The sequence below is a fragment of the Paracoccus mangrovi genome (genome assembly GCF_042648425.1).
GTDB lineage: Bacteria > Pseudomonadota > Alphaproteobacteria > Rhodobacterales > Rhodobacteraceae > Paracoccus > Paracoccus mangrovi.
On sequence record NZ_JBHRXJ010000012.1, the window covers coordinates 1 to 11,800 of the forward strand.

Here is an 11,800-nt window from a genome sequence, read left to right on the forward strand (position 1 = left end):
GACCGAGGATCCGTCCTGCAGCCAGATCCGGCGCTTGCGATAATCGACGAAGCGCAGCTTTGCGATCAGATCCTCGGGCAGGCGGGCCTCGTCGAAACTCGGGCGCCGGGGCTTGGTGCGGGTGTCTGGTTGGCGACCTAGCGTAGGAAGGGGAGGCGACCAGGCGCAGGTCGTCCCTTCGATCTCATCCTCCGCGTCGGGTTCGGGATCCCGCACTCTCACACCGCGGCAGAGCGGTTAGACCGGACGGTTACAAAGTTTGCGACATAACCGTAGAGTCCTGCGCACGGTTGCCGGCGAAGTGCTGTGGCGATCGCCGGCAACAGGGCAAAGCTGATGCCAGCGGATGAGAAACGCGCCCATCAGCTGAGCCTGATGATTGCCATCCCTTCGAGCCGGGCTCCCGTTCCGGCCGCACGCGGCCTCCATCGGCGGTGACGCTCGCCACCTCGTGGCGTGGGGCGATCTGGCCGAGAAGCTCCGGCAGCATGGGGGCGTCGCCGATGTCGCTTTTGGTGACTTCGATAGCGCGGACTTCCAGCGTTTGCTCATCGATCCCGAGGTGGATCTTGCGCCAGACGCGGCGTTTGGCGCCGCCGTGCTTGCGGGCGTTCCACTCGCCCTCGCCTTCGACCTTGATCCCGGTGCTGTCGATCAGCAGATGCAGCGGCCTGTTGATTTCCACCCAGAACTGAGCCGACTCAGTTCTGAGTGGAAATTAACACCGAGCCCTTCTGGACCGAATTCCTCCGAGATCTCGAGCGCCGCGGGCTGAGCCTTTGGCCCTCTTGCGGTTTGCATACGGTCGCTTGGGCGCAGTACGCTCTGCAGACGGCGTTTAGGTTTCTCGGGCGTGTCCGGGGAACAAGGCGCCTGCAGCCCTCCCGCGCCCCTGCACGGGTGGATCGCGTGCAGGGGATGAGCTACTGCAGAGCAGCTTCGTGGCGCTTGTCAGTGTACGCCACCAGCGGGGCCGCCGCGCCTAGCGCCTCGGCACTAGCGCCAGGCCGCCGACACCCGAGGCGAAGATCAGGGCAAGGCCCAGCAGGGTCAGCGGTTCCGGCCAGTCGCCGAAGACGAAGAACCCGATCACGGTCGCGGCGATCAACTGGAAATAGATGAGGGGCGCCGAGACCGTCGCCGGCGTAGTCCGGTTCACGACCACCAGCAGATAGTTGCCGAAGGCAGAGGCAAGCGAACTGACGATCACAAGCACCCAGACCCGCAGGTCGTTGCTTGCCGGAATGCTGGCAAGGCCCGCAGGCAGCAGCAGCACCGCGCCGATCAGCAGTTGCGAGCCGAGCAGGAAGGGCGGCGGATAGAAGGCGGTCAGCCAGCGCGTCGCGGCAAGATACGAGCCGTATAGCGTGCCGGCCAGCACCGCGAAAATCATGCCGGTCCCCATCTCGCCGCCGGGCCGGACGACCAGCAGCACGCCGGCAAATCCCAGCGCCAGCATCACCGTGCGCGCCCAGGACACGCTCTCGCCCAGCAGCAGGGCTGACAGCACATAGGCCACGATCGGGCCGATGAAGAAGGCGCCGAAGACATTCGCGATGGGCTCGGTCCGAAGCGCGGTCAGGATCGAGGCGATGGCGCCGACGATCAGGGCCGCCCGCAGGATCAGCCGCCAGTCCAGCAGGCGCCCCAGGCCGGCCGGCCCCAGGCCCAGCACCCAGAACAGCAGCAGGGCCGCCAGCGCGAAGCGCGACCAGGCCACGAACAGCGGCTGCACCCCCGCCCCCGTCAGCAGCTTGCCGGCCGTGTCGCCGCAGACGATCGCCGTGGTGGCAAGGGCGACAAGGCCAAGAACCGTCAGGGGCGCAGGGCTCTGCATCAGCATTTCCTTCAGTCCGCATCGGCACGCTATCCGGCAGCGCGCAAGGCCAGATCGGACCCCCCCGCATCCCCGGCTGAAGCAAGCCTGCCAAGTCCCGCAGACGCAGGGCGGGGGGCGGCAGGCCAACGGGAAGCGAGCTGAGTTTGCAGGCAGGTTCAGAACATTGCTCCATCAGATACCCGGAAGAAAGGAAATGATGAAGCCAGCTCACTCAGACCCCAGTCTTGAATCGCATTCGAGCGCGATGCTCTCGTCGCTGCAGCTCCCGACCACGACGTATCGATTCCTCGACATAGTCCATGTGGTCGCGCGCAGCCACCTCGGCACGTACAGGATCGGCGGACAGAACCGACTCAATGATCTCTATGTGTTGATCGAGAAGCTTGCGTCCGCTGTCATCGATACTGCGGAGAAGGTCATGATTGTAGAAGATTCCGCGACGTGTCAGATCATAGACCGACGCCATCATGTGGATCAGCGTTGTGTTGTGGCTGGCATCGACCACAGCACGGTGAAGCCGGAAATCAGCTTCGCTTTCCGCCTCTGCGTCCTGACCAAGCCAGGCCGCTTCGAGTTCTTCCCTGATCGCGGACAGACGCTCCTTGTCCGCAGCTGTCGCGCGCTGCGCGGCAAGGCGGGTCGCGAAGGCTTCCTGCTCGCGCCGGTATTCGAGATAGTCGTAAAAGGCTTCGCCATGGCGCGAATAAAGCGCTAACATGGCCGGCGACATGGCCCTGCCGGTCAGTTCGGCAATGTAAGTTCCGTCACCGTGGCGGACATGCACGAGGCCGCGAGCCTCGAGCGTCTGCAGCGCTTCACGCAGCTTTGGCCGCGACACCCCGAAGGCGTCGGCCATTTCGCGCTCCGACGGCAAACGAGCACCGTCCTTCAGAACCCCATCGACGATCATCGTTTCAACCTTGCCGACAACCGTATCGACGACTGATGCGTGATCAATCGGCTCAAAAATTTCCGCAGCAATCATGGGCGGCGAGCTCCTTAGGGCTGTCGATAGACAGACATCAATATTATTTACCTCATCGGAGTCTGATTTCAAGGTCAGAATCTTCTCCAGTCGTGTATTTTTCTGTCTGAAAATCAGTATTTTCTTGATATCCATGGGGTATCCGGTGAGCCTCACACTGCCGAGCGCGCTGCGTCAACCTACAATCACTTTTCACGACGCCCAATCTAAAGGTAAATAAACTTGTTGACTACGATAAGTGGTAAAGTTTATATACCTGTTATGACGTAGGTGGGACGCTGAGCGCTCCTAACCAACTCTGGGAGGGGGCGTCCATGCTGCAGCACGAGACGGTCGGGCCGGACCGCAGGCCTGCTTGGCCGGTCAGTCGCTCAGGTTTTCTCCGCCATGCCTGGCCACGGTGCCGCGCCGCTGACTTTTTGGGCGAGGGGCCATCAAATCGGCTATGTCGAGCCGCGTTGCTTTGTTCTGCCGATGGCACTTCCACAGCAAACTGAGCGCCTTTCAAACGACCTTAGGAAAAGGATCGATGCTATGACCAGAGCCGTAATCGTTGCCGCCGCACGCACTCCCGTCGGCAGCTTTCTGGGATCGTTCGCCAATATCCCCGCGCATGACCTGGGCGCAGCGGTCCTGCAGGAAGTCGTGTCCCGGGCCGGGATCGACCCGGCCGAAGTTTCCGAAACGATCCTGGGCCAGGTCCTGACCGCGGGCCAGGGCCAGAACCCGGCGCGACAGGCGCATATCAACGCGGGCCTGCCGGCCGAATCCTCGGCCTGGCTTCTGAACCAAGTCTGCGGGTCTGGACTGCGGGCCGTTGCCTTGGCCGCCCAGCAGGTAACGACGGGCGATGCCACGGTGGTGCTGGCGGGCGGCCAGGAAAGCATGTCGATGTCCACCCATGCGGCCTATCTGCGTGCGGGCCAGAAGATGGGTGACATGCAGTTCATCGACACCATGATCCGCGACGGCCTGTGGGATGCCTTCAACAACTATCACATGGGAACCACGGCCGAAAACGTTGCCCAGAAATGGCAGATCAGTCGCGACCAGCAGGACGAATTCGCGCTTGCTTCGCAGAACAAGGCCGAGGCCGCGCAAAAGGCGGGCCGCTTTGATGACGAGATCGTGGCCTTCACGGTCAAGACCCGCAAGGGCGACACGGTCGTGGACAAGGACGAATACATCCGTCACGGCGCCACCATCGACGCCATGCAGAAGCTGCGCCCGGCGTTTTCCAAGGACGGCACGGTCACGGCGGGCAATGCGTCCGGCCTGAACGACGGCGCGGCGGCGGTGATGGTCATGACCGAGGACGAGGCCAGCCGCCGCGGCCTGACCCCCCTGGCGCGCATCGCATCCTGGTCAACGGCAGGGCTTGACCCGGCGATCATGGGCACCGGCCCGATCCCGGCCAGCCGCAAGGCACTGGAAAAGGCGGGCTGGTCCGTGGGCGACCTGGATCTCGTCGAGGCGAACGAAGCCTTTGCCGCCCAGGCTTGTGCCGTCAACAAGGACATGGGCTGGGACCCCGAGATTGTGAACGTGAACGGCGGCGCCATCGCCATCGGCCACCCGATCGGCGCATCGGGCGCGCGCGTCCTGAACACCCTGCTGTTCGAGATGAAGCGGCGCGACGCGAAAAAGGGCCTTGCCACGCTGTGCATCGGGGGCGGCATGGGCGTCGCCATGTGCCTGGAACGGTAAGGCAGGAAAACGTGCGCAATATCATTGCGCGAGTTTGGCCATCCTTGTAGCAATATTTCAGGGACGGCAAATTCTTGAAAAGGGAGGGATTCATGTCCAAGGTTGCACTTGTTACCGGGGGGTCGCGCGGCATCGGCGCGGCAATTTCCAGGGCACTGATGGAGGCGGGATACACCGTCGCCGCCACCTATGCCGGCAACGACGACGCCGCAAAGGCATTCACCGAGGAAACCGGCATCAAGACCTACAAATGGTCGGTCGCCGACTATGACGCCTGTGCGGAAGGCATCAAGCAGATCGAGGCCGAGCTGGGCCCGATCGCCGTGCTGGTCAACAACGCCGGCATCACCCGCGACGCGATGTTCCACAAGATGACCCCGCAGCAGTGGAAAGAGGTCGTCGACACCAACCTGACCGGCCTCTTCAACATGACCCACCCGGTCTGGTCGGGGATGCGCGACCGCAAGTTCGGCCGCATCATCAACATCAGCTCGATCAACGGACAAAAGGGCCAGGCCGGCCAGGCGAACTATTCCGCCGCCAAGGCGGGCGACCTGGGCTTTACCAAGGCCCTGGCCCAGGAAGGCGCCCGGGCGGGCATCACCGTGAACGCGATCTGCCCCGGCTATATCGCGACCGAGATGGTCAAGGCCATCGACGAAAAGGTCCTGAACGAACGCATCATCCCGCAGATCCCGGTCGGCCGTCTGGGCGAGCCCGAGGAGATCGCGCGCACCGTGGTGTTCCTGGCGTCCGACGACGCGGGCTTCATCACCGGTTCCACCATCTCCGCCAATGGCGGCCAGTTCTTCGTTTGAGGGAAACACCCATGAGAGACCTCGGTCCCGATATCGACCCGATCGAATCCCGCGAATGGCAGGACGCCATTGCCGACGTGATTGAACGCGATGGCCCCAACAGGGCTCATTTCCTTCTCGATAGAGCCGTCGCACAGGCCCGCGCCGCCGGGGCAACGCTGCCGTTCTCTGCAACGACCCCTTACCAGAACACGATCCCCGTGGACGATCAGTATGAGTTTCCGGGCGATCTGGACATGGAATGGCGCATCCGCACCATCAACCGCTGGAACGCCATGGCGACGGTCGTGCGCCGCAACAAGGAATCCAGCGAATACGGCGGGCATATCGCATCCTTCGCCTCCTCGGCGGTGATGTATGATGTCGGGCTGAACCACTTCTGGCGCGCGCGGTCGGCGATTCACGGCGGCGATCTGGTATTCTTCCAGGGCCATGTGGTGCCCGGCATCTATGCCCGGTCCTTCATGGAAGGCCGCATCACCGAAGAGCAGATGCTGAACTTCCGGTCCGAGGTCGGGGGCGAGGGGCTGTCGTCCTATCCCCATCCCTGGCTGATGCCGGACTATTGGCAGTTCCCGACCGTCAGCATGGGACTTGGCCCGCTGATGGCGATCTATCAGGCGCGGTTCATGAAATACATGCACAATCGCGGGCTGATCGATATGGCCGACCGCAAGGTCTGGTGTTTCCTGGGCGACGGAGAGATGGACGAGCCGGAAAGCCGCGGTGCCATCGACCTGGCCGCGCGCGAGGGTCTCGACAACCTGATCTTCGTCATCAACTGCAACCTGCAACGCCTGGACGGCCCGGTGCGCGGCAACGGCAAGATCGTGCAGGAGCTGGAAGGCAATTTCCGAGGCGCGGGCTGGAATGTCATCAAGCTGCTCTGGGGGAAGGGCTGGGACGAACTTCTGGAGAATGACACTACCGGTCGCCTGCGTCAGTTAATGGATGAAACGGTGGATGGCGACTATCAGACCTTTAAATCGAAGGACGGCGCCTATATCCGCAAGCATTTCTTCGGCAAGTATCCTGAGACTGCGGCTCTGGTCGAGGATTGGACCGACGAGCAGATCTGGTCGCTGAGCCGGGGCGGCCACGATCCTGAAAAGGTCTATACCGCGTTCCGCAAGGCGACCGACACTAGGGACCAGCCGACCTGCCTGCTGATCAAGACGGTCAAAGGCTATGGCATGGGATCTGCGGGCGAAGGGCAGAACACCACCCACCAGCAGAAAAAGCTGGCAGAGGACCAACTGCGCGCGTTCCGAGACCGCTTCAAGATCCCCGTGTCCGACGAGGATTTGCCGAAGGCCCCCTTCGTCGCGTTGAACAACGCCCAGAAGGCCTATCTGGCGGACCGGCGCAAGGCCCTGGGTGGCGCGTTCCCGCAGCGTGTCAGCAACTCGCCCAAGCTGGCAATCCCGCCGCTCGAGGCGTTCAAGGCGCAGCTTCAGAACACGGGCGAGCGCGAGATTTCGACCACGATGGCCTTTGTGCGCATCCTGACCACACTTCTGCGCGACAAGGAGCTGGGCAAGCATATCGTGCCGATCGTGCCGGACGAAAGCCGCACCTTCGGCATGGAGGGGCTGTTCCGATCCATAGGGATCTACAATCCCGCCGGCCAGCACTATACGCCCGAAGATCGCGAGCAGATGTCCTATTACCGCGAAGCAGCGGATGGGCAGGTCTTGCAGGAAGGCATCAACGAGGCCGGTGCCATGGCCGACTGGATCGCGGCGGCCACGTCCTATTCCAACCACGGCGTGCCGATGATCCCGTTCTTCATCTACTATTCGATGTTCGGTTTTCAGCGGGTGGGCGATCTGGCTTGGGCTGCGGGCGACAGCCGGGCGCGTGGCTTCATGTTGGGCGGCACCGCCGGGCGCACAACGCTGAACGGCGAGGGTTTGCAGCACGAGGACGGCCACAGCCATATCATCGCGGGCACCGTCCCGAATTGCATCAGCTACGACCCGACCTTTCAGCACGAAGTGGCGGTGATCGTGCAGCACGGCATGACGCGGATGTATCAGGATCAGGAGGACGTGTATTTTTACATCACCCTGATGAACGAGAACTATGCCCATCCCGACATGCCGGCAGGCTGCGAGGCGGGCATCATCCGCGGCCTCTATCGCCTGAAAGAGGTCAAGAAGCCGGGCAGGAAGCACGTCAATCTGCTGGGATCGGGCACGATCCTGATCCAGGCGATCAAGGCCGCCGAGATGCTTGAGGCCGATTACGGCATTACCGCCGACATCTGGTCGGCGACAAGCCTGAACGAACTGGCCCGCGACGGCCAGGACGCGGCGCGGTGGAACCGGCTCAACCCGCTTGAGGCGCCGCGCGTGCCCTATGTCACGCAGGCGCTGTCCAAGGCCAAGGGACCGGTGATCGCCGCCACCGACTACATGAAGAACTATGCCGAGCAGATCCGGGCCTTCGTGCCGGGCCGCTACACGGTGCTGGGGACCGACGGGTTCGGTCGCTCCGACAGCCGGGTGAACCTGCGGAGGTTCTTCGAGGTCGATGCCAACCACATCGCCGCCGCAGCCATGGTGGATCTGTTCCGTGACGGTGCGGTCGACGAGGCGACGCTGAAGGCTGCCCTTGCCAAGTATGACATCGACGGCGCCAAGCCGAACCCTCGGCTGGTCTGAGCGGGAAGAAGGAGGAGACACATCATGCCTGTTGAAGTGAACGTTCCCGACATCGGCGATTTCAAGGATGTCCCGGTCATCACCGTTCTGGTGAAGGTGGGCGACACCATCGCCGCCGAGGACCCGTTGATCGAGCTTGAATCCGACAAGGCCACAATGGAGGTGCCAAGCCCCGTCGCAGGCCGCATCGCCTCTATCGTGGTGAAGGAAGGCGACCGGGTCTCCGAGGGATCGGTGATCCTGACGGTCGAGGCCGAGGGCAGCGCCGCCGCTGCCGCCGCATCGGCGCCTACATCGGCGCCCGCCGCCGCGCCTGCCGCATCGGTTCCGGCGGCGGCAGCCCCCGCAGTTCCCGCCGTCACAGATACGGGGTTCAACAAGGCCCATGCTTCGCCGTCGATCCGCGCCTTTGCGCGGCAGTTGGGGATTGATCTGGCCAAGATCAACGGCTCGGGCCGCAAGGGGCGCATTCTGCGCGACGACGTGACGGCGGCGCTGAAGGCCAGCGCAGTCCCGGTCGCTGCCGCATCGGGCGGCGCGGCGCTGAGCGGCGGCATGGGCATCCCGCCGATTCCGGTGGTGGACTTCTCGAAGTTCGGTCCGGTCGAAAACGTGGAAATGCCCCGCATCAAGAAGCTGTCCGGCCCGGCGCTGCACCGGTCCTGGCTGAACGTCCCCCATGTCACCCATCAAGAGGAAGCCGACATCACTGAGATCGACCAGTTCCGCAAGGAACTGGACGACGAGGCCAAGAAGGACGGCTATCGCGTCACCCTGCTAGCGCTTGTGATCAAGGCCAGCGTGTCCGCACTGCGCAAGCACTGGGAGTTCAACTCGTCGATCCACCCCGACGGCGACAAGCTGATCCGCAAGTCCTATTACAACATCGGCTTTGCCGCGGACACGCCGAACGGGCTCGTGGTGCCGGTCATCAAGGACGCCGACCGCAAGGGGATTGTCGACATCTCGAAGGAACTGGGCGGCCTCAGCGCCAAGGCCCGCGCGGGGGAGTTGAAGTCCCAGGACATGCAGGGCGCGACCTTCACCATCTCGTCGCTGGGGGGCATCGGCGGTGTCGCCTTCACCCCTATCGTGAACGCCCCCGAGGTGGCGATCCTGGGCCTGACGCGCTCCCGGATGGCGCCGGTCTGGGACGGCCAGCAATTCGTGCCGCGCAACATGCTGCCGATGTCCATCAGCTATGACCACCGCGCCATCGACGGGGCGTTGGCGGCTCGCTTTGCCGCGACGCTGAAGCACCTGCTCGGCGACGTGCGCCGGATCATGCTGTGAAGGAGGGCCGAAACATGGACGTCAAGGTTCCCGACATCGGCGATTTCAAGGATGTGCCGATCATCACCCTCTTGGTCGCCGTGGGCGACGAGGTTGCCGAGGAGCAGCCGCTTATCGAACTGGAATCCGACAAGGCGACGATGGAGGTGCCCAGCCCCACCGCAGGCCGGATCACCGCGATCTCGGTCAAGGAAGGCGATCGGGTCTCCGAAGGATCGGTGATCCTGACGCTGGACGCCGCCGGCGCCGCCGCCGAACCCGCCAAGGGCAAGGAGGAGCCGCGCAAGGACAGCAGCGGCGGTCGTGACAGCAGCCCGGCCGCAGCTCAGCCCGTCCCGGCAGCGCTGTCCGCTTCGGCGCGCGGCGACATCCATGCCGAGGTGGTCGTGCTCGGTTCAGGTCCGGGCGGCTATACGGCGGCGTTCCGCGCGGCCGACCTGGGCAAGAAGGTCGTGCTGATCGAACGCTATCCAACGCTGGGTGGGGTCTGCCTGAACGTCGGCTGCATTCCGTCCAAGGCTCTGCTGCACGCAGCCAAGGTCATCTCGGAAGCCGAGGAGATGGGCCATCATGGCCTGCGCTTCTCGCCGCCCGAGGTGGATCTCGATGCGCTGCGCGGCTGGAAGAACTCGGTCGTCACGCAGTTGACGGGCGGTCTCAGTGGTCTGGCAAAGGGCCGCAAGGTTCAGGTCGTGACCGGCTTTGGCACCTTTGCCGGACCCAACATGATCGCGGTCGACATCGACGGGGCGAAATCCACGGTCAGCTTCGACCAGTGCATCATCGCCGCCGGGTCCGAACCCGTGAAGCTGCCGTTCATTCCCCATGACGATCCCCGCGTGATCGATTCCACCGGCGCGCTGGAACTGGACGGCGTGCCCACACGCCTTCTGGTTCTGGGCGGCGGCATCATCGGGCTGGAAATGGCCTGCGTCTATGACGCGCTGGGGTCCAGCGTAACGGTCGTGGAACTGATGGACCAGATCATCCCCGGCGCCGACAAGGACATCGTCAAGCCCCTGCATAAGCGGATCGAGGCCCGATACGAGAAGATCCTGCTCAAGACCAAGGTCACGGCGGTCTCGGCCGACGAGGACGGGCTGACCGTCACCTTCGAGGACGACAAGGGCGGCACCACCACCGATCGCTTCGACAAGATCCTTGTGTCGGTCGGGCGTCGGCCCAACGGCAAGATGCTGAACGCCGGCGCCGCGGGCGTGGCCGTGGACGACCGCGGATTCATCGCCGTGGACAGCCAGCAGCGTACCAATGTTCCCCATATCTTCGCCATCGGCGACGTGGTGGGCCAGCCGATGCTGGCGCACAAGGCAGTCCATGAAGGCAAGGTCGCAGCCGAGGTCGCGGCCGGGCACAACCGCCACTTCGACGCCCGCGTGATTCCCTCGGTCGCCTACACCGACCCCGAAGTTGCCTGGGTCGGCGTGACGGAAGCCCAGGCCAAGGCCAGTGGCCTGAAGGTCGGCAAGGGCGTTTTCCCCTGGGCTGCCTCTGGACGGTCGCTTTCAATTGGCCGGTCCGAGGGCATCACCAAGCTGATCTTCGACGAAACCGATCAACGCGTCATCGGCGCGGCCATCGTCGGCCCGAACGCCGGCGATCTGATCGCCGAGGTGGCCCTGGCTATCGAGATGGGGGCCGATGCGGTCGACCTTGGCCACACCATCCACCCGCATCCTACCCTGAGTGAGACGGTGAACTTCGCTGCCGAAATGTTCGAGGGCACGATCACCGACCTGATTCCGCCGAAGAAGCGTCACTGACCGTGATCGGGCGGCCACAGCTGATCGCCCGATGCCTTCCGTCAGCACAGCAACAGGAGCCTGCAATGACCGACAAGAAGCCCACCATGGAGTTCAATGAAGCGCTCAAGGCGTTTGATCCGACATCCCTGTTTCCGTTCATGAACTCTCAGGGCATGGCGGACTGGTTCCGCCGTCAGAATGTTGACGGCCTCGATCCCGCCTCAATGCTGAAGATGTGGCAGAAACGGCTGGATGCCCTGGCCAGTGCCAACGAGCACGCAAGATCCCTCTACCGGTTGCAGATCGAGCGTCAGTTCCAGATTTTCGACGAGATGACGGCTGCCGCAACAGACAGCATGAAGCGGCTCGACACATCCGTCCGCTCCGAGGCGTCTGGGAACAATATCAAGGTTCTTTCGGACGCGGCCGACAAGGCTCTCGCGCTGATGCAGCGGCTTTCGGAGGAATCGCTGGTGGCGATGACCGAAACTCAGAAACGGTTTGCAGTTGAGGTGGATGCGGCCATCAAGGACTTGCGCGGCGCTTGAGCGACGAGGTCGGGTGACCCCATCCTGTACCGCGACGCGCACAAGAGCATCGGCGCGCTCCTGCTGGTGATCGACCATTCGACCCCGACCATGGTGCGCCACGAATCCGGCACGCCCGAGAATATCGGCTGCGTTGTCACAGACCCCCACAGGGCCGGATCGGCCCGACGCTTCTGAGGA

At 63.6% G+C, this 11,800-nt stretch carries 9 protein-coding genes and 1 pseudogene; 6 read left to right on the forward strand and 4 right to left on the reverse strand.

Annotated elements, in window-relative coordinates; genetic code table 11:
• The 4 genes and pseudogenes from ACFOMH_RS14930 to ACFOMH_RS14945 form a co-directional block, all read right to left on the reverse strand.
• A partial coding sequence (locus ACFOMH_RS14930; RefSeq protein WP_377745457.1) for a hypothetical protein occupies positions 1–216 on the reverse strand: 216 nt, incomplete at its 3' end.
• Positions 217–424: 208 nt separating this feature from the next.
• A pseudogene (locus ACFOMH_RS14935) lies at positions 425–670 on the reverse strand (transposase); the annotation flags it as partial.
• 312 nt (positions 671–982) lie between these two features.
• Positions 983–1,837, reverse strand: a complete 855-nt coding sequence (locus ACFOMH_RS14940) for a DMT family transporter (protein WP_377745458.1) — start codon at positions 1,835–1,837, stop codon at positions 983–985.
• Positions 1,838–2,051: 214 nt separating this feature from the next.
• Complete coding sequence (locus ACFOMH_RS14945) at positions 2,052–2,960, reverse strand: FadR/GntR family transcriptional regulator (protein ID WP_377745460.1); 909 nt, start codon at positions 2,958–2,960, stop codon at positions 2,052–2,054.
• Positions 2,961–3,359: 399 nt separating this feature from the next.
• Here ACFOMH_RS14945 and ACFOMH_RS14950 point away from each other — a divergent pair, with 399 nt between their 5' ends.
• The 6 genes from ACFOMH_RS14950 to ACFOMH_RS14975 all read left to right on the forward strand — a co-directional run bounded on the left by ACFOMH_RS14950 (position 3,360) and on the right by ACFOMH_RS14975 (position 11,620).
• Positions 3,360–4,532, forward strand: coding sequence for an acetyl-CoA C-acetyltransferase (locus ACFOMH_RS14950; RefSeq protein WP_377745462.1), 1,173 nt, complete (start codon positions 3,360–3,362; stop codon positions 4,530–4,532).
• Positions 4,533–4,624: 92 nt separating this feature from the next.
• The gene (gene phbB, locus ACFOMH_RS14955) at positions 4,625–5,350 is read left to right on the forward strand and encodes an acetoacetyl-CoA reductase (protein WP_272860136.1); all 726 of its coding nucleotides are present in this window, start codon (positions 4,625–4,627) and stop codon (positions 5,348–5,350) included.
• Between the two features lie 11 nt (positions 5,351–5,361).
• A complete protein-coding gene (gene aceE, locus ACFOMH_RS14960) occupies positions 5,362–8,016 on the forward strand; it encodes a pyruvate dehydrogenase (acetyl-transferring), homodimeric type (RefSeq protein ID WP_377745465.1) in 2,655 nt (884 codons plus the stop codon).
• Between the two features lie 24 nt (positions 8,017–8,040).
• A complete protein-coding gene (aceF, locus tag ACFOMH_RS14965; protein WP_374303727.1) occupies positions 8,041–9,309 on the forward strand; it encodes a dihydrolipoyllysine-residue acetyltransferase in 1,269 nt (422 codons plus the stop codon).
• 14 nt (positions 9,310–9,323) lie between these two features.
• On the forward strand, positions 9,324–11,090 hold the full coding sequence (gene lpdA / locus ACFOMH_RS14970) for a dihydrolipoyl dehydrogenase (protein WP_377745468.1): 1,767 nt from the start codon (positions 9,324–9,326) through the stop codon (positions 11,088–11,090).
• Between the two features lie 65 nt (positions 11,091–11,155).
• The gene (locus ACFOMH_RS14975) at positions 11,156–11,620 is read left to right on the forward strand and encodes a hypothetical protein (protein WP_374303351.1); all 465 of its coding nucleotides are present in this window, start codon (positions 11,156–11,158) and stop codon (positions 11,618–11,620) included.
• Positions 11,621–11,800: the final 180 nt, after the last annotated feature.

Coding starts and splice junctions, on each gene's coding strand:
- ACFOMH_RS14940 (WP_377745458.1), bottom strand. CDS start 1,837: ATGCAGAGCCCTGCGCCCCTGACGGTTCTTGGCCTTGTCGCCCTTGCC.
- ACFOMH_RS14945 (WP_377745460.1), bottom strand. CDS start 2,960: ATGGATATCAAGAAAATACTGATTTTCAGACAGAAAAATACACGACTG.
- ACFOMH_RS14950 (WP_377745462.1), top strand. CDS start 3,360: ATGACCAGAGCCGTAATCGTTGCCGCCGCACGCACTCCCGTCGGCAGC.
- phbB (WP_272860136.1), top strand. CDS start 4,625: ATGTCCAAGGTTGCACTTGTTACCGGGGGGTCGCGCGGCATCGGCGCG.
- aceE (WP_377745465.1), top strand. CDS start 5,362: ATGAGAGACCTCGGTCCCGATATCGACCCGATCGAATCCCGCGAATGG.
- aceF (WP_374303727.1), top strand. CDS start 8,041: ATGCCTGTTGAAGTGAACGTTCCCGACATCGGCGATTTCAAGGATGTC.
- lpdA (WP_377745468.1), top strand. CDS start 9,324: ATGGACGTCAAGGTTCCCGACATCGGCGATTTCAAGGATGTGCCGATC.
- ACFOMH_RS14975 (WP_374303351.1), top strand. CDS start 11,156: ATGACCGACAAGAAGCCCACCATGGAGTTCAATGAAGCGCTCAAGGCG.